The 19,240-nt window shown below is 31.6% G+C and carries 16 protein-coding genes; 3 read left to right on the top strand and 13 right to left on the bottom strand.

Annotation, left to right across the window (positions count from 1 at the left end; genetic code table 11):
* Position 1: 1 nt before the first annotated feature.
* Together H0I28_RS01905 and H0I28_RS01900 are read left to right on the top strand one after the other, a co-directional pair.
* A complete protein-coding gene (locus H0I28_RS01905; protein WP_218760250.1) occupies positions 2 to 745 on the top strand; it encodes a LytTR family DNA-binding domain-containing protein in 744 nt (247 codons plus the stop codon).
* A 12-nt stretch (positions 746 to 757) separates the two neighbouring features.
* On the top strand, positions 758 to 2,971 hold the full coding sequence (locus H0I28_RS01900) for a DNA mismatch repair protein MutS (RefSeq protein ID WP_218760248.1): 2,214 nt from the start codon (positions 758 to 760) through the stop codon (positions 2,969 to 2,971).
* 150 nt (positions 2,972 to 3,121) lie between these two features.
* Here the strand turns inward: H0I28_RS01900 and leuB are convergent, their stop codons facing one another.
* The 4 genes from leuB to leuC form a co-directional block, all read right to left on the bottom strand.
* A complete protein-coding gene (gene leuB, locus H0I28_RS01895) occupies positions 3,122 to 4,177 on the bottom strand; it encodes a 3-isopropylmalate dehydrogenase (protein WP_218760246.1) in 1,056 nt (351 codons plus the stop codon).
* Positions 4,178 to 4,289: 112 nt separating this feature from the next.
* Positions 4,290 to 5,810: an alpha-isopropylmalate synthase regulatory domain-containing protein gene (locus tag H0I28_RS01890; protein ID WP_218760244.1), complete on the bottom strand. Its 1,521-nt coding sequence runs from the start codon at positions 5,808 to 5,810 to the stop codon at positions 4,290 to 4,292.
* A gap of 20 nt (positions 5,811 to 5,830) precedes the next feature.
* Positions 5,831 to 6,430, bottom strand: a complete 600-nt coding sequence (gene leuD / locus H0I28_RS01885) for a 3-isopropylmalate dehydratase small subunit (RefSeq protein ID WP_218752592.1) — start codon at positions 6,428 to 6,430, stop codon at positions 5,831 to 5,833.
* An 11-nt stretch (positions 6,431 to 6,441) separates the two neighbouring features.
* Entirely contained in the window at positions 6,442 to 7,848 is a 1,407-nt protein-coding gene (gene leuC, locus H0I28_RS01880) for a 3-isopropylmalate dehydratase large subunit (protein ID WP_218732991.1), read from the bottom strand.
* 550 nt (positions 7,849 to 8,398) lie between these two features.
* On the opposite strand from leuC, the gene H0I28_RS01875 reads away from it, so the two are divergent.
* Positions 8,399 to 10,717, top strand: coding sequence for a DUF1566 domain-containing protein (locus H0I28_RS01875; protein WP_218760242.1), 2,319 nt, complete (start codon positions 8,399 to 8,401; stop codon positions 10,715 to 10,717).
* Positions 10,718 to 10,961: 244 nt separating this feature from the next.
* Here the strand turns inward: H0I28_RS01875 and H0I28_RS01870 are convergent, their stop codons facing one another.
* The 9 genes from H0I28_RS01870 to H0I28_RS01830 form a co-directional block, all read right to left on the bottom strand.
* On the bottom strand, positions 10,962 to 11,768 hold the full coding sequence (locus tag H0I28_RS01870) for an enoyl-ACP reductase (RefSeq protein WP_218732989.1): 807 nt from the start codon (positions 11,766 to 11,768) through the stop codon (positions 10,962 to 10,964).
* Between the two features lie 86 nt (positions 11,769 to 11,854).
* Positions 11,855 to 13,507: a DNA repair protein RecN gene (recN, locus tag H0I28_RS01865; RefSeq protein ID WP_218760240.1), complete on the bottom strand. Its 1,653-nt coding sequence runs from the start codon at positions 13,505 to 13,507 to the stop codon at positions 11,855 to 11,857.
* 71 nt (positions 13,508 to 13,578) lie between these two features.
* Positions 13,579 to 14,469, bottom strand: a complete 891-nt coding sequence (locus H0I28_RS01860; RefSeq protein WP_218760238.1) for a DUF4835 family protein — start codon at positions 14,467 to 14,469, stop codon at positions 13,579 to 13,581.
* Positions 14,470 to 14,552: 83 nt separating this feature from the next.
* Positions 14,553 to 15,764 (bottom strand): bifunctional phosphopantothenoylcysteine decarboxylase/phosphopantothenate--cysteine ligase CoaBC, encoded by a 1,212-nt coding sequence (gene coaBC, locus H0I28_RS01855; protein WP_218760236.1) that lies wholly within the window; start codon positions 15,762 to 15,764, stop codon positions 14,553 to 14,555.
* On the bottom strand, positions 15,764 to 16,084 hold the full coding sequence (locus tag H0I28_RS01850) for a DNA-directed RNA polymerase subunit omega (RefSeq protein ID WP_218732985.1): 321 nt from the start codon (positions 16,082 to 16,084) through the stop codon (positions 15,764 to 15,766). Before H0I28_RS01850 ends, coaBC begins: the two co-directional genes overlap by 1 nt.
* Positions 16,085 to 16,093: 9 nt before the next feature.
* A complete protein-coding gene (locus H0I28_RS01845) occupies positions 16,094 to 16,954 on the bottom strand; it encodes an outer membrane protein assembly factor BamD (RefSeq protein WP_218732984.1) in 861 nt (286 codons plus the stop codon).
* Between the two features lie 238 nt (positions 16,955 to 17,192).
* Positions 17,193 to 17,705: a ferritin gene (locus H0I28_RS01840; protein ID WP_165730085.1), complete on the bottom strand. Its 513-nt coding sequence runs from the start codon at positions 17,703 to 17,705 to the stop codon at positions 17,193 to 17,195.
* Positions 17,706 to 17,710: 5 nt separating this feature from the next.
* Positions 17,711 to 18,589 carry a 4-hydroxy-tetrahydrodipicolinate synthase gene (gene dapA, locus H0I28_RS01835; RefSeq protein ID WP_218732983.1) on the bottom strand — a complete coding sequence of 293 codons (879 nt, stop codon included), beginning with the start codon at positions 18,587 to 18,589 and terminating at the stop codon, positions 17,711 to 17,713.
* Between the two features lie 99 nt (positions 18,590 to 18,688).
* Positions 18,689 to 19,210 (bottom strand): hypothetical protein, encoded by a 522-nt coding sequence (locus H0I28_RS01830; protein ID WP_218760235.1) that lies wholly within the window; start codon positions 19,208 to 19,210, stop codon positions 18,689 to 18,691.
* Positions 19,211 to 19,240 lie beyond the last annotated feature (30 nt).

Genomic DNA, 19,240 nt, shown 5'->3' with positions numbered 1-19,240 from the left:
GATGAATACAATCACTGCTATTATTGTTGATGATGAAATTTCTAACCTAAAAGGATTGGAGAAAAAGATGGCCAATTTGTTTCCAGATATAACCATCATTGGTACCTACCAAAAACCAGAAGAAGCAATTTCCAACATCAAAAAACAACAACCTGATATTTTATTTTTGGATGTAGAAATGCCCCGAATTGATGGTTTTGAATTGTTATCTGAATTAAGAGAAATCAATTTTCAAGTAATTTTTGTCACCGCTTTTAGCGAATATGCTATAGAAGCTTTTAAAAAATGTGCTATTGGTTATATCTTAAAACCAATAGATGATGATGATTTAATAAAAGCTGTTCATAAAGCAAAAGAAGGTATCAATTTAAAACACGAGAACGAAAAAAATACAAACCTTTTACAGTTTATTGCAGAAACAAATTCTAACTCAAACAAATTAATTATACCAACTATTAAAGGTGTTTCTTTTATTCCTCAAAAAGAAGTGATACATATAGAAGGATTTGACGGTTATACCAAGATTCACCTTATAGACAACACAGAAATCGTAAGCTCTTATAATATAGGGAAGTATGAAAAGATGATGAATAACTTCTTCTACAAATGCCATAAATCTCACATTATAAACCTAGAAAAAGTGCGTCATTTTGAGAATGAAGGATATATTGTATTAGAGAACAAAAAAAGAGTGCCAGTTTCTAAAACCAAACGAAAAGAATTTATAGATTTGTGTTCGCAATAAAATCGACTTTTTTTGAACAATAATATATCATCCAAGACATTACAAGATTTAGAATTTTCTACAGTTTTACAACATGTTGCAGAACATTGTATTTCTGGTTTGGGTAAAGAACAGGTTACTGAAATTGAACCTATCATTAATAAAAAAGCACTTTTTAAAGAGTTGTATTTGGTAAACGAATACGTTTCTTCTTTTGAAAGTGAAAATAGAATTCCTAACCATAGTTTCGATAATATTACAGAAAATGTAAAACGTTTGGCTATAGAAAATAGCTTTGTGGAAACCGATGCCTTTTTAAAAATTGCCACTACTTCTTTAACTGTAAACGAATTGATTAAGTTTTTCAAGAAATTTAATGTGCAATTCCCTACTTTTTTCGAACTTTCACAAGAAATTGAATTCACTACTTTTATAGATGATGAAATCAAAAAAATAATTGATATTTCTGGGGAAGTAAAAAATAACGCTTCAGACGCTTTAAGACAAATAAGAAAAGACATTAATAATGTACGTGGAAAAATTGGTGCGAGTTTTTCTAGTGCTTTATCTAGAGCAATTTCTGCGGGTCATTTAGATGATATCAAAGAAACTGTTGTAGACAATCAGCGTGTATTAGCAGTTTCTGCAATGCATAGAAAAAAGGTTGCTGGTAGTTTATTAGGTTCTTCAAAATCTGGTAACATTGTTTATATTGCGCCACAAGCAACACTTGCATACTCTAGAGAATATCAAAATTTAATTTATGATGAAAAGCAAGAAATTGTAAAGATTTTACGTGCATTATCTGCTACTGTTCGTCCTTATGTTTATTTATTAGAAGAATACCTTTCTTTTTTAATCCATATTGATGTAGTTGGAGCAAAAGCAAAATACGCCGTAGAAATGAATGCCGTTTTGCCTAAAATTTCTAGAGAAAAAAAGATCTATTTTAAGAACGCATATCATCCCATATTATGGAGAAAAAATAAAAAACAAGATTTACCTACCATTTCTCAAAGTATAGAACTGAACGAAAAACAGCAAATTATTGTTATTTCGGGTCCTAATGCTGGTGGAAAAAGTATCACTTTAAAAACCATTGGTTTATTGCAAATAATGCTACAAAGTGGTATTTTAATTCCTGTTGATGAGCGCAGTCAAACGTATATTTTCGATACCGTTCTAACTGATATCGGAGACAATCAATCCATAGAAAATCAACTTAGTACGTATAGTTATCGTTTAAAAAACATGCGTAATTTTTTACGTAAATGTGGTGCAAACACCTTATTTTTAATTGATGAATTTGGTACTGGTTCAGATCCTGAATTAGGTGGTGCTTTGGCTGAAATTTTCTTAGAAGAGTTTTATTATAAAAAAGCATTCGGAATTATAACTACCCACTACTCCAACTTAAAAGTTTTAGCCAACGAATTAGAGAATGTTACCAATGCAAATATGCAGTTTGATGAACGTACTTTAGAACCGCTTTATAGGTTATTTATAGGACAAGCAGGTAGTTCTTTTACGTTTGAAGTTGCTCAGAAAAACGGAATTCCGTTTAGTATTATAAATAAAGCTAAAAAACGTGTTGAGACAGAGAAAGTACGTTTAGATAAAACGATTTCTAAGCTTCAAAAAGAACGTAATAGATTGCAAAAACATTCTGATAATTTAGAACAACAAAAATTTAAAGGGCAAGAACATTTAGATAATTTACAGGAAAAAGAACAACGTGTTCAAGATAAATTATCTGGTTTTCAAGAATTATATGATCAAAATCAAAGAATGCTTTCTTTAGGTAGAAAAACAAATGAACTGCTTAATAAATACTTTCAAACCAATAATAAAAAGGAATTAAATACTAATTTTAATAAATGGGTTGCAGATTTAAAAGTAAAACAAGTAATGAAAAAACCTTTGGCTCCTAGAACCAAAGCGCAAAAACAAAAAGCTAAAGTTGCAGAAAAACAACAGCAAGAAATTATTAAAAAAGTAGAAAAAGAAGTATTACAAAAAGTTGTAGAAGTTAGAAAAGAAAAGAAAATAGAAGAAGCTAAAATAGCCAAAGAAAAATCTGAGTACATTTATCAAATTGATGATAGTGTAAAAGTTATTGGCTCGAACTCTGTAGGTACAATCGATAAAATTGATAAGAAAAAAGTAACTATTAATTATGGTTTCTTTACCACAAAAACAACTACAGACAAACTGGAGTTAGTAAAACGAGCTAAAAAAACAAAATAATAACATACATTTTAAAACTAAAAAAGGTTCGCAAATTGCGAACCTTTTTTTATATGTACTTTTTGTCTCGTTGCGTAAAGAAGAATAACTTGTTTAAAGTTTTAAAACCTCAATAAGTTTTAAACTGAGCTCTAACGGATATAAATAATCCTAGATATTTTTAGATAACCAGTCTCCTACTTCTTGTGTTCCGTAAGATTTTCCTCCGTCTGCTAAATCTTCTGTTACAAAACCTGCTTCTAAAGCTTTATTAACAGCCGCTCTAATTGCTTTTCCTTCTTCTTGTAAACCAAAATTTTCAAACATCATTGCTGCAGATAAAACAGTAGCCATTGGGTTTGCTATATTTAAACCTGTTGCTTGCGGATAAGAACCGTGGATTGGCTCAAATAAAGCATTTTCAGTTCCTACAGATGCACTTGGCATTAATCCCATAGAACCAGAAATTACAGAAGCTTCATCTGTTAAAATATCTCCGAATAAGTTTTCAGTAATTAGTACGTCATAACTATTTGGCCATTGTACCAAACGCATTGCAACTGCATCTACAAATTCATAAGAAACCTCAACTTCTGGGTAATCTTTTTCCATTGCTTGTACAGTCTCTCTCCATAAACGAGATGTTTCTAAAACATTTGCTTTATCTACACAACATAATTTCTTAGAACGAGTCATTGCCAATTCAAAACCTTTTACAGCCAATCTTTGAACCTCAGCTCTTGTGTATACACAATTGTCAAATGCAGTTTCTCCCTCGTCTCTTCTACCTTTTTCACCAAAGTAAATACCTCCAGTTAATTCACGTAAAAAAACCAAATCAGTTCCTTCTATTCTTTCTCTTTTTAAAGGAGATTTATCTAACAAAGAAGGAAACGTAAACGTTGGTCTTACGTTTGCAAACAAACCTAATTTTTTACGCATTTTTAACAAACCTTGTTCTGGACGAACCGTTGCAGAGGGATCGTTATCATACTTAGGATGCCCAATTGCACCAAATAAAACAGCATCTGAAGCGACACAAATATCATGTGTTGCATCTGGATAAGGTTCTCCAACTGCATCAATAGCAGCAGCACCTGTTAAAGCTGGATTCCAAGTAATTTCGTGGTTAAATTTCTTAGCAATTGCATCAGATACTTTTACTGCTTGATCAATTACTTCAGGTCCTATTCCGTCTCCTGCTAATAATGCGATATTTAATTTCATGTGTTTAAGCTTTTAGCTGTTCGCTATTGGCCGTTGGCTCAATAAACAGCAGATAATTTAATTAATTTATTTTTTTAGCTAATAGCAAACAGCTAATAGCAAATGGCATTTTTTAAATAATATTCAACATTTTCTCAGTGGATTTAATTGCAGATACTGTTTGATCTGAATCTAATCCACGAGTAATAAATTCTTTTTCTTCTAATTTCCAAGTGATAATTGTTTCACACAAAGCATCAGAATTACTTCCCGGAGGAATTCTTACCGCATAATCAATTAAAGCCGGTAAATCCCTTTTACTATGTTTTTTATACAATTTACGCAAAGCATTCATAAAGGCATCAAACTGCCCGTCTCCTTGTGCATGTGCTTCATATTGTACGCCTTCTACTCTTAATTGTAAAGTGGTAGATGGTTTCATTCCTTTTGCATGTCCTAAAACATAATTTTCTACAACAACGCGCTTTTCTATAGCATTACTGTCTAAAACATCAGAAATAATATAAGGTAAATCTTCTTGAGAAACGACTTCTTTTTTGTCGCCTAATTCAATAATTCTTTGGGTAACTTTCCTTAGCTCTTCATCATTTAAACTCAGACCTAAATCTTGTAAGTTCTTCTGAATATTTGCCTTTCCAGATGTTTTTCCTAATGCATATTTTCGTTTTCTACCAAAACGTTCTGGCATTAAATCATTAAAATACAGGTTGTTTTTATTGTCTCCATCTGCATGAATTCCGGCAGTTTGCGTAAAAACATTTGCACCTACAACAGGTTTGTTTACAGGAATACGAAAACCAGAAAAGGTTTCTACAAGCTTACTAACTTTATTTAATGCTTTTTCATTAACAGTGATTTTTACATCCTTTAAAAAATCATTAATTACAGCAATAACACTTGCCATTGGTGCATTTCCTGCACGTTCTCCCATCCCATTTATGGTTAAATGCAAACCATTTGCACCTGCTTTTATAGCTTCCATAACATTGGCAACTCCTAAATCATAATCATTATGACCATGAAAATCGAAATGAGTTGTTGGGTATTTTTCTCTAACTTCAGAAATGAATTTAAAAGTTTCATCGTGTGTTAAAACTCCTAAAGTATCTGGTAATAAAACACGTTCTATATTTTGAGCTGTTAAGAAATCTAAATATTCAAAAACGTATTCTTTAGAACTACGCATTCCGTTAGACCAATCTTCTAAATAGACATTGGTTTTAATATTATGCGTAGCAGCCGCCTCAATATTTGCTTTAATATCTGCAAAATGTTGTGCCGGCGTTTTTTTAAGTTGATGTGTTAAGTGGTTTAAAGATCCTTTGGTTAATAAATTCTGAACTTTTGCTCCAGCATCTAGCATCCAATCGATAGATTTTCCTCCATCAACAAAAGTTAATACTTCTATTTTATCTAAACAATTTTGTTCAGAAGCCCAAGAAGTTATTTTTTTAACAGCTTCTAATTCCCCTTCAGAAACTCTTGCAGATGCTATTTCTAAACGATCTACTTTTAATTCTTCTAAAAGTAATTTTGCGATTGTTAATTTTTCGGAAACTGAAAACGACACTCCTGATGTTTGTTCTCCATCACGTAGTGTCGTATCCATTATTTCAATCTTTCTTTTAGCCATATTCAACCTAAAAAGTATTCTTAAAATGGTCTTGTTTCAGCAAAAGCAGAAATTTCGTTTTCGATGTTTTTTAAGTAATCAATATCATCAAAACCGTTTAACATATTGTCTTTTTTGTAGGTATTAATTACAAAAGATTCAGATTCACCAGTTGCAACTAAAGTTACTGTTTGGTTAGGTAAATCTACTTTAATTTCTGTTTTAGGATCTGCCATAATTGCAGCAAATAATGTATCTGCAAATGCTGCAGAAACTTGCACAGGTAAAACCCCTACATTTAAACAGTTGTTTTTAAAGATATCTGCAAATGCAGATGAAATTACACAACGTAAACCAAAATCGTACACAGACCAAGCTGCATGCTCTCTAGAAGAACCAGAACCAAAGTTTCTACCTCCTACTAATATTTTAGAACCTGCATAAATTTCTTTGTTTAAAGGGAAATCTGCTTTAGGTGTTCCGTCTTGTTCAAATCTCCAATCACGGAAAAAATTGACATCAAAATCTACACGCTCAGTTGCTTTTAAGAAACGAGCAGGAATTATTTGATCTGTATCTACATTTTCTGTAGGTAAAGGATATGCTGTACTTGTTAGTACGTCAAATTTATCGTAAGCCATATTTTTCTTTATTAAGCGTTAGCGTTTAAAATTGTTCTTGGATCCGTTACAACTCCATTTACTGCAGATGCTGCAGCAACTAAAGGAGAAGCTAATAAAGTTCTAGATCCTGGTCCTTGTCTTCCTTCGAAGTTTCTGTTTGATGTTGAAACAGATAATTTTCCTGAAGGAACTTTATCATCATTCATTGCCAAACAAGCCGAACAACCTGGTTCTCTTAAAACAAAACCTGCGTCTGTAATAATTTTATCTAAACCTTCTGCTTTAATTTGATCTACTACTTTATGTGATCCTGGTACTAACCAAGCCGTAACATTAGGTGCTTTTTGTCTTCCTTTTACAATAGAACAGAATCCTCTAAAGTCTTCTATACGTCCGTTTGTACAAGAACCTAAAAATACAAAGTCAATTTCTTTACCAATCATAGAATCACCTTCGTTAAAAGACATATATCCTAATGATTTTTTATAAGTTTCTACACCACCTTCTAAACTTTCTGCAGTAGGAATTGATTTAGTAACGCCCATTCCCATTCCTGGGTTTGTACCATACGTAATCATTGGTTCAATATCAGCTGCATCGTAATTAAACTCAACATCAAATTCTGCTCCTTCTTCTGTATATAAAGTTTCCCAATATTTCATAGCCTTGTCCCAATCTGCTCCCTTAGGAGTTTGAGCTCGACCTTTTAAATACTCGTATGTTTTAGCATCCGGAGCAATCATACCTCCACGTGCACCCATCTCAATAGATAAATTACACACAGTCATACGACCTTCCATAGACATGTCTTCAAAAACATCTCCTGCATATTCAACAAAATAACCTGTTGCACCAGAAGTAGTTTGTTTTGCAATAATGTATAAAGCAACATCTTTTGCAGTAACTCCTAAACCTAATTTACCGTTTACGTTAATACGCATCGCTTTAGGTTTTGGCTGCATAATACATTGTGTAGACAATACCATTTCTACTTCCGAAGTACCAATACCAAAGGCAATAGCACCAAAAGCACCATGTGTAGATGTATGAGAGTCTCCACAAACAATAGTTGCTCCAGGTAACGTAATTCCGTTTTCCGGACCTACAACGTGTACAATTCCGTTATTAAGATCTCCTAATCCCCAGTGAGAAATACCATGCTTTTTTGCATTTCTTTCTAAAGCATCTAACTGATTTGCAGATAAAGGATCTTCTACAGGTAAATGTTGATTTATGGTTGGGGTGTTGTGATCTGCCGTTGCGAATGTACGCTCAGGATATACAACACTGTTTCCTCTACTTTCTAATCCTAAGAAAGCTACAGGACTAGTAACTTCGTGAATAAAATGACGATCTATAAAAAACACATCTGGTCCGTCTTTAACTTGACGAACAACGTGTGAATCCCATACTTTGTCAAATAATGTATTTGCCATTTGTTTGTTCTTTAATTATTTAAATGATAATCAGCTACCAAAAATAAGAATATATTCTGCTTTAAGCTCTTGTAAATATTTTCAAACATTATACCCAACTGTTAAACCTTTCCTCACATCACTGATAAACAATCAATTAACCTATTTAAAAATACGATGTCTATTTATTTTATAGGGTATTCATTTTTTATAAAAACTCTTTAATTTTAATTCTATAAAAGTACTAAAATGTTCATTAAAATCTTAAAATAAACCTCTACTCATTACTCTTTCAGAATAACAAACTACGGGTAAAATAATACCAATTGTCATTTCGATAGAACAACATATGAATGACGAGAAATCTTCTCTTTTATTTCTTTTCTTTTTTCCATTGATGAAAAATTAAATAAAAAAAACTAGACTTATTTTATTCTTCTATAATGCTACTTTTTATTCCATTATCGTGTTCAGACCGTAAAACCTCCTAATCATTTTAAATATCACTATTTTTATTACTTCCAATTAAACCATTAAGAAAAGTACGTGTCAAAGAAACAAAAGGTATACAATGAAAAGACACTTCGCTTTCCTGCTATTTTTTATAGGAATACAACTATTCGCTCAAGAAAACAATGACCATTTAACGGCAACAATTATTGGCTCTGGATCGCCAAAATTTAATACAGAACGCTCTGGTCCTTCAGTATTAATCAGCTACAAAAACACACAGATTTTGGTAGATATGGGAAATGGAACCCAAGCCAATCTAAACAAGATAAATACAAAAATTAAGGACTTAGATGGCTTACTTTTCACACATCATCATTTAGACCATAATGAGGAATTTACCCCTATTTTTATACAATCGCTTCTTGGACGAAATAAAACCATTATTGCTGGTCCAAAACAAACCACTTTAATTATTGATAATATCTTAGAAAGTTATGAAGAAGACATTGCGTATCGATTATCAAAATCTGGAAGAACTCTAAGTGATGCCACTGCGAATTACACCGCTAAAAACTTAACAGGAAACAACACTTTTACTATTGGAGACATTAAAATTTCTTACACACCAGTAAAACATGCCATTGCTACACTCGCCTATCGTTTTGATGTTGGCAACGAATCCATTGTAATTTCTGGAGATTTAACCTATTCTAAAACCTTACCTATTTTGGCTAAAAATGCCGATTATTTAATAATGGATTCTGGTGGCGCCATTGCCTTAGGTTCAAAAAGAAAAACGGGTAAAAGTAACAACAACAGAAACCGTAAAACCAATAATACAAAAGAACACGCACACGTTAACTTGTCTGAAAGCTCACAAATGGCAAAAGAAGCGAACGTAAAAAATTTAGTCTTGACCCATTTTAACTTTACAGATGTAGATGAAGAAGCTACAACGGCAGCCATACGTGAAAACTATTCGGGCAACGTGCTCTACGGAAAAGACTTGATGGTTTTACCTTACACAGAAAACAGTACTGTAAACCAGCCTTCTAATTTAAAAGTAAGCTACCCAATTGTAGACACCGGTATAAAGGATTCTTATTCTGACAGTGCCGAAATTACTACACCTACAAAAGGAGTTTCTTTCTACGGACAAGATGCCAACTATAACGGCAATCAGCCTTCATATATTAATAACGGAGATGGTACGATAACAGATACTGTTACAGGATTAGTTTGGGAACAAGATATGGGAACTAAAATGACGCTTAACGAAGCTGTTTTAAAAGCGAAGAACTCTAAATTGGGTGGTTATAATGATTGGAGAGTTCCTACTCTTAAAGAGTTGTATTCGTTGATATTATTTACAGGAAAAGTAAAAGGAGCTACTGCTATAGAACTATTTATAGACACCAATTATTTTAAACAGCCTTTAGGAAACACTCAAAATAACGAGCGAGAAATTGATGCACAAACTTGGTCATCTACTGAATATGTTGGACGCACAATGAAAAATAATGAAACAATATTTGGTGTTAATTTTGTTGATGGTAGAATAAAAGGCTATCCGAAATACCAACCTAGAACAGGTACTGATAACAAAATGTATTTTCGTTTGGTACGTGGAAATACCGATTATGGAAAAAATAATTTTATAGACAATAAAGATGGTACTGTAAGTGATTATGCTACGGGTTTAATGTGGCAAAAAGCCGATGATGGTATTGATAGAAATTGGGAAGATTCTTTAAGTTATGCGGAAAATTTAAACCTCACTAATTATGCTGATTGGCGTTTGCCCAATGCTAAAGAATTACAAAGTATTGTAGATTATAATCGTTCACCACAAACTACCAATTCTGCGGCTATTAACCCTCTTTTTGAAACTACCGAAATTAAAGACCCAAATGGTAAAAAACAATATCCTTATTTTTGGACAAGCACCACACATTTAGATGGTAAAAACCCCAATGCAGGAGCTGTGTATATTGCTTTTGGAGAATCTCAAGGAAAAATGAGAAATGAAATAATGGATGTACACGGTGCAGGTGCACAAAGAAGTGATCCTAAGAGCGGTTTTAAAGAAAATTACCCTGAATATTTTGGTCCTCAAGGTGATGTAAGATACGTTTATAATTACGTAAGAGCCGTTAGAGATATAACACCTACCACTAAAATAAATACCAAAATTACAACGCCACAAACAAAAAAAACTACCACACAAAATAGACAAAAACCTACTCAAAGAAACAATAACAGCAACAATACACCTCCATCTTTTTCTGAACTGTTAACAAAAATGGATTCGAATAAAGATCATAAACTAAGTAGGTCTGAAGTTAAAGGGAAATTGAAAGAAAATTTTGATCAAAGGGATAAAAACAACGATGGTTATCTTACTGAAGATGAAATGAGCAAAAGAGGAAATAGATAAAAACGATTCGCTCAAAAAAAAGACTATTTAACACTACGTTTTCTATGTATTGTCAAACAAGTTTAGCCCTGATTGTAGCAATTGTTTGAGCTCTTTTTTAGTTTGGAATCGAGTGAATTTTGAAGAATGAAAAATTTGTATCGAGAACAAACTAAAAAAAGCGAGTGCGGAAAGCAGGAAATAGCTTCAAATAAAAACACTTTATATACTGTCAATCTAGAGTAGATTTAGATTGACAATATGTTTACTCAAATTTGTCCATAACAGCATCACTTACCCCCATGTTAGAAAATCCACCATCATGAAATAAATTTTGCAACGTTACTTTCTTTGTTAAATCTGAAAATAGCGAAATGGTATAATCTGCACAATCTGCTGCAGAAGCATTTCCTAACGGACTCATTTTTTCTGAAAAATTGATAAATCCGTCGAAACCTTTTACCCCATTTCCGGCAGTTGTTGGTGTTGGAGATTGAGAAATGGTGTTTACTCGAACTTTAAAATCACGACCGAAATAGTAGCCAAAACTACGTGCAATAGACTCTAAATAAGCTTTATTATCTGCCATATCATTATAATCTGGAAAGACTCTTTGCGCCGCCATATAGGTTAAGGCAACGATAGAACCCCATTCTTTCATGGCTTTTTTATGATACAAAACATTTAAAACTTTGTGAAACGAAACCGCAGAAACATCCCACCCTTTTTGAGTGAAATCGTAATTTGGATCTGTGTACGCTTTCTTTTTTCTAACATTTACAGACATACCAATAGAGTGCAAAACAAAGTCGATTTTTCCGCCTAGAATCTCCATAGATTTTTCTATCAAGTTTTCTAAATCTTCAATTGAAGTTGCATCTGCAGGAATAATTTGAGAATTTGTGTTCTTTGCTAAAACATCTAATTCACCCATTCTAATAGAAGCTGGTGCGTTCGTTAATACAAATTCTGCTCCTTCTTCATGTGCTCTTTGTGCTGTTTTCCAAGCGATAGAATTTTCGTTTAAAGCACCAAAAATGATTCCTTTTTTTCCTTTTAGTAAATTGTACATGCTATTATATTTTTGTTTTATGAAATTTCTGAATGGTTAAAAAACTCATTCTAAAATGACACTCTAACTTTTAAGTTTTAAATAAACTAATTCAATAATTCTTTTGCGTGGGTAAGAGCAGAGTCGGATATGTCTTTACCACTTAGCATTTCTGCAATTTCTTTAACTCTTTCATCAGTAGATAAAAGTTTTAAATTAGTTGTGGTTACTCCTTTTACTTCCTGTTTATACACTTTGTAATGATTTGCTCCTTTTGCAGCAATTTGCGGTAAATGCGTAATGGCAATTACTTGCATATTAGCACTCATTTTTTGCATAATTGCGGCTATTTTATTTGAAACTTCACCAGAAACTCCAGTATCAATTTCATCAAAAATTATGGTTGGTAATTGTGTATTTTCTGATAAAATTGTTTTTACAGACAACATAATTCTAGACAATTCTCCACCAGAAGCTACTTTTTTCAATTCACCAAAACTACCTCCTTTGTTTGCTGAAAAAAGAAATTCTAATTCATCTTTTCCGTTTGCAAAATAATTTTTAGTTTGTTTTATTTTAATTGAAAAACGAGCGTTTTCCATACCTAAATCGGTTAATAAAGCTTGTAATTCTTTATTTAATTTAGGAATTGACTTTGTTCTTGCATTCGAAATTAAATCGGCTACTTTATCTAATTTTAACGAAATTTCATCGATCTCCTTTTGCTTCTCAATAATTACTTCGTCTGCAGATTCTACTTGCGCCACTTTTTCTGAAAGTTCTTCGAAAACTTTAAGTAACTCCACATTATTACTTACTGTATGTTTCTTCTGTAAATTATATAGTAATTGTAATCTGTCATTAATTTCTTCGGCTTCATTCGGATTAAAATCTACATTTTCATTCGCATCTTCTAACTCAGAAACAATATCATCGATTTCAATCTTTACAGAAGTAACTCTTTCTGATAATACTTGATATTCTTTAGAGAATATTGCTATTTTAGACAACCGATTCTCTAAAGTATTTAGCAAATTCTGAATTCCAATTTCTTCATTCACCGTAATTTCTAAAGCTTCCGATAAATTACCTTTAATATCTTCAATATTATTCAGCTTTTCTAAACGTTCCTCTAAATCATCTTGTTCTTCTGCCTTAATTTTAGCTTCTTCTAATTCTTTAAAAAGATGTAGGTTATATTCGTATTGCTGATTCGCTTCTTTCTGTTGTTCTTTTAATTTAGAAAATTCTCTTTTTAATTTACTTAACTGAGAAAAACCGCGTTTGTAAGAGGCTATTTTTGCTGTATTCTGAGCTAAGGCGTCTAAAATTGAAAACTGAAAAAGGTTATCAGACAATTCTATAGTTTGATGCTGAGAATGCACATCGATCAATTTTGTTCTTAACTTATTCAAAACAGACAACGTCACTGGTGTATCATTTACAAAAGCTCTCGACTTACCAGATGGTAAAATCTCTCTTCTAATAATAGTTTCTGCTTCGTAATCTAAGTCTACTTCGTTAATAAAATCTTCTAAATTGTAATTCGCAATAGCAACCTTAGCTTCTACAACACATTTTGTGCTTGTATCTTTTAATGATGATAAATCTGCGCGGTTACCTAAAACTAAACCTAATGCACCTAAAAGTATGGATTTACCTGCTCCTGTTTCACCTGTAATAATAGATAAACCTGAAGAAAAATCAATAGATAAGTGATTGATTAATGCGTAGTTATTAATGGAAAGTTGTGTTAACAAATGCTCGAAATTTTAGAAGCTAAAATTAAGGAAAATTGTATCAAGAATAAACAATAATTATAAGGAATGTTTTACTTAATATTTTTCCACTTAGCATTGTTATTCGGAGATATTTTTTTCACTATTTCAACAAGTCTATTTTTATTTCTAGAAGTAGCATCATCTGTATACATATTTACAATTTCATCTGATTTTGCATCAAAAAATACACGAATTAAATAATTACCAACTGTTTTATTATAGATACTTTCTAAAGAGATTACCGCCTCTTCCATATTTTGTTTGGCAATACCTTTGTTTAAAGAAAACTCATCTAATCCTCTTCTATGATACGTATAAGTAGCTGTTCTGTATGCAGAAAGTTTTGGAGATAAAAAACTATCAATCAATAAAAACCTATTTTGTTTTCCTACTACATTTTGCCAAGAAGCAATTCCACTTTGCTGCGCTTGTAACATTACATTCTCTGCAACTCTAAAAGACGATTCTCCACCATTTCTTTTAAAAGTATCTGCATCTGCTCCTAAAACAATGTTTGCATAAAAAACAATGGTAGAAATTAAATTACTATCATAAGAGTTTTTATTGTAAACTAATGGGTCGAACTCATTGTATTTAAAATTGAAATCGTTGTCCTTTAAATTTAATACAGGTGAAGCGTAGGTAGATCCAAAAACGGGTCTTGTAGACTGAACTTGTATCGTTGCACTAAAATTATTTTCATCTCTAGAAGTAATTATTATTGTAAAAGCACAATCTATTCTCTCTTCTGGTTTTACCTCGTTATTTGTCCATTTAGTTTGATTTACAAACTCTGACAAAGATTTTTCTAGTGTTTTAAAAACCTGCGTATTTGAACCTTGAACCTGGTTGTAGTTTACAGTAACCAAGCAATTTAATTCTTGTGCTTTTAACACAGAAACTGAAAATATTAACAGAAAAAAAAATATAAGTTTACGCATTTATTTTGTTTTTTACTGTCTGGTCGAGCGCAGTTGGGACCTAAACCAAAACCTCTCGACTGCGCTCGAGGAGACAAAAAATATTAAGAAATATTTTTTACAATTTCATTCATAATATCTTTAGCTACTTCTACTTTAGATTTTAATTCGAATGATTTTTCAGTCAAATCTTTATCAATAATAGTAATTTTATTTGTGTCTGTAGCAAAACCAGCACCTTTATCTTGCAAAGAATTTAAAACGATAGCATCTAAATTCTTACGTTTTAGTTTCCCTTTTGCATTTTCTAGCTCATTATTGGTTTCTAAAGCAAAACCAACTAAATATTGATTTTTTTTAATTTCACCTAAAGACGCTAAAATATCTTTTGTTGGTTCTAACTCAATCTCTAACGCAGAAGTTGTCTTTTTTATTTTTTGAGTTGCTACATTTTTTGGCCTATAATCTGCAACTGCAGCAGAAAGAATAGCAACATCTACTTCTTTAAAATATTTGTGAGCTGCGTTGTACATTTCATCAGCAGAAATAACATTTATTCTATGCACTAGAGAATGTTGAATTTTTTGATGACTTGGACCAGAAACTAAAAAAACCTCAGCACCTAAATTAGCTGCCGCCTCTGCAATTGCAAATCCCATTTTACCAGAAGAGTGATTGCCTATAAAACGAACAGGATCTATTGCTTCATACGTTGGCCCCGCAGTAAGTAATACTTTTTTACCTTTTAAAGGTAATTTAGATAAAATATCTTTTTCTATAAATGATACAATATCTTCAGGCTCTGCCATTCTTCCTTCACCAACTAAACCACTTGCCAACTCACCAGAGGTTGCAGGGATAATTGTATTTCCAAAAGATTCTAATTTTTGTAAACTTTCTTTGGTTGATGGATGGATGTACATATCTAAATCCATTGCAGGTGCAAAGTAGATTGGACATTTTGCAGATAAATAGACAGCCAATAATAAATTATCGCAAGTGCCATTTGTCATTTTAGACATGGTATTTGCTGTTGCCGGAGCAACTAACATATAATCTGCCCAAAGACCTAAATCTACATGATTATTCCAAAGCTCATTTTCTTCATCCTCCTTATTATAAAAAGTAGAATAAACAGGGTTCTTAGAAAGTGTGGAAAGTGTAAGAGGTGTTATAAAATCTTTAGACGCAGGAGTCATAATAACTTTGACCTCTGCGCCTAATTTTATAAATAAACGGACTAAACCAGCCGTTTTGTATGCAGCAATTCCAGCAGTAATTCCTAATAAAATTTTTTTACCACTTAAAACAGACATTATTCTGCTTCTGGAGTTCTAAAATAAACTTTACCGTTTAACCACTCTTCCATAGCCATAGCTGTTGGTTTTGGTAATCTTTCGTAAAATTTAGAAACTTCTATTTGCTCTTTATTTTCAAAAACTTCTTCTAAACTATCGTTATAAGTAGCAAACTCTTCTAATTTATCAACCAATTCTTTCTTTAAATCTCCGTTGATTTGATTTGCTCTTTTGGCAATAATAGAAATAGCTTCATAAATATTTTCTGTAGGAGCTTCTACTTCATTCTTATTATAAGTAATAGTACTTAAAGGTGCCTTTGTATCTTTATAATCCATAATTAATTATTATTTCTTTTTTGAATTTTGAACTTCAACCTGTTTTGCAATCAATGCATCAATTCTTACTTGTTCTTTTTGTAAGGTCGCTAACATTATATTTGAATCTTCCATAAACTGAGATTCTGGGTAATTTCTTTTTAACTTATCGTATGCATCTATTGCATCTTTTATACGTTCTAGTTTTCTCCTGTCATAACTTTTTAAAACAAAGTCATGTGCAGCTTTTAACCTGTAATATAATGCCTCTTCTTTAAACTCAGAACCTAAATAATCTGCTAATAAATTATCAAAAGCTTGTATTGCCGCCTTATAATTTCTTAAATCGTATTCTGCTGTTCTATAATACGTTTTAGCAATTTCGAAATATTTTTTCTGAAGCTTATACCTTAATTCTTTATAATGTTGGTTCGCTTCTTCTATTTTATCTGAATCTGGATACGTATTTATAAAACTTTGAAAAGCATCCAATGCTTTATTTGTATCCGTTGGGTCTAAACTAAAACTAGGAGAAGCCAATTTATAGCTATAAGCTGATAAAAAAGCTGCTTCCTCAAGCTTAGAACTTTTCGGATAATTCTTTGCAAAACGATCAAAATAATAACCAGACATACTATAATTCTTCTCGTTAAAATTAGATTGTGCTACCATAAATTGGATACGCTCCATTTGTGGTTTCCCTCTATAAGTTGGTGTTATTTTCTCAAACAAACGCAAAGCTTTACTAAACTTATTGCTTTCGTACAATTTTACAGCCATTTTATACTGCTCTTCCGTAGTACCTTTGTTTAAAACTTTTTGATATTCTCCACATGAAAATAATACAAGTGAGAACATCAATAAACACGCTAAATTTTTAATTTTTTGCATCGTGCAAAATTAGTGATTAAATATGGATAATAAAAGAATTTATTTTTTCTGAAATAATTCTTCCCTTTTAGCTCCCAAAACAACTTTAGGATAACTGTTTCAATGAAATTTCTAAATACACAGTATTAAGAATAACATATGAAACTAAAACGCTTTTTTTGACAATAAATTATGTCATATAATAACGACACAAAAGACGCAAAAAAAGCGATTAGTTGTTACTAAAAGTTTGTTAATATTATTGTTGCACAGGTGGTACTGCAGTAATTAATTGTTTAATATCATTATCAAACAGATAAAAACCACCTTTATCATCACCAATTAACTTTATTTTATCTAAGATATTTCTAGCCAATGCTTCTTCTTCTATTTGTTCAGAAACATACCATTGTAAGAAATTATGAGTAGCATAATCTTTTTCTTGTAGGCAAATATCTACTAAATCATTTATACATGCAGAAACATGAACTTCATGATTAAATAATTCTTGAAACATTTCTTTAAATTCACCAAATTCCACCGGAGGTGCATCTAATGCTGATACTATTGCATGCCCACCACGTTCATTTATAAATTTCACCAACTTTAACATGTGCATTCTTTCTTCGTCTGAATGTGCGTACATAAACTGTGCAACGCCTTCAAAACCTAAAACTTCTGCCCAAGAAGCCATTGACAAATATATTTGAGAAGACTGTGCTTCTACTCTAATTTGTTCGTTTAATGCTTTTTCAATAACTGGTGATAACATATTTTCTATTTAAAGTTCGCTACAAATTTAGCAATTTTAGATTGAAGTTCTGCACTTGCTTGCACTAAAGGCAAACGAACATCATTTTTACAAAGACCTAACTCTTGTAAAACTGTTTTTATACCTGCAGGATTATTCTCTTCAAAAATATAATCTACAACATCCATCATTTTATAATGAATAGCATATCCTTCTTTATTATTACCTTGTAAACCATGATTTATCATTGTAGAAAATTCTTTAGGAAAGGCTTGTCCAATTACAGAAATCACACCAGAACCACCTGCCAAGGCAACTCCTAAAGCCATATCATCATCTCCAGAAATGATTAAAAAATCTGCTGGTTTATCTTTTAACAACGTATAATACTGTTGTTGGTTATTTCCTGCTTCTTTAATACCCACTATATTTTCAAATTCATTAGCCAAGCGTATTGTAGTTGCAGGCTCCATATTTTTTGCAGTTCTACCAGGAACATTATACAAAATAATTGGTAAATCTGTAGCTTGAGCAATTGCTTTAAAGTGCTGATAAAAACCCTCTTGTGTTGGCTTACTATAATAAGGCGCAACAGATAGTATACCGTCTAAACCTGTAAAATCTCTTGTTTGTAATTCTTCTATAACTAAAGCGGTATTATTACCTCCAACCCCTAAAACTAAAGGCAAACGCTTATTGTTTGTCTTAATAATAACGTTAATTATTTCTTGTTTTTCTTCTTTAGTAATAGTTGCACTTTCTGCTGTTGTACCATTAATTACTAAATAATCTGTTCCGTTCTCGATGTTAAAATTCACCAATTTTACAAGTGCATCAAAATCTACACTTAAATCTTCTTTAAAAGGTGTTATCAACGCAACTCCAGTTCCAATAAATCTCTGCATTATTATGTATTTTATAAGGCGTAAAATTACAATTTAATGCTGAACTTCATCACTAAAAAAACAATTCTTACCAAGAATAAACAACTTTATTATTAAAGTTTAATTTTTTAGTTTTTTAAGAATTTGAAGGTATTTCTTTAGTTCTGATGAAAATGCTTCTACATGTGCTGTATCTTCGGAAACTTCTAATTCGTACAATTTAGAATTTACTCCAGAAAAACCAGCTTTAAAGGTAGCATTAGATTGTAAAACAGCTGTTTCTAAATACAAATTAGCCTCACTAAAATAACCTATTAACAAATCGAATGGTTCTTCTAAAAAACTTTTAAAACTAGGTTCAATATACACCCCTTTCCAATTAATATCTTTTTGTGTAAAGTATTTAAAGGAAGTGTCTTTTGTAGCAACACTTTTCTTAAAACTATATATTTTAACATTTTTAAGACCTAGAAAAGTTTCTATTTTTGCTTGCAAATCTACCTCTAAAGAAATACTTGCCGTAGTTAAAATACCCACAGATTTAATTTCCTTTTGAGAAACAATTCTACTTTCAGACACTTGCTTGATGTTTTTATCAAACTTTTTTTTGATTCTGGTTTCTTTTAACTTTAAAAAATTCATTACTTAAAATACGTTAACTTGATAAAAAAA

The sequence above is a fragment of the Polaribacter sp. AHE13PA genome (assembly GCF_019278505.1).
In the GTDB taxonomy this organism is placed as follows: domain Bacteria; phylum Bacteroidota; class Bacteroidia; order Flavobacteriales; family Flavobacteriaceae; genus Polaribacter.
The sequence above is the reverse complement of the archived record's forward strand: the minus strand, read 5'-3'. Positions and strand labels throughout refer to the sequence as shown.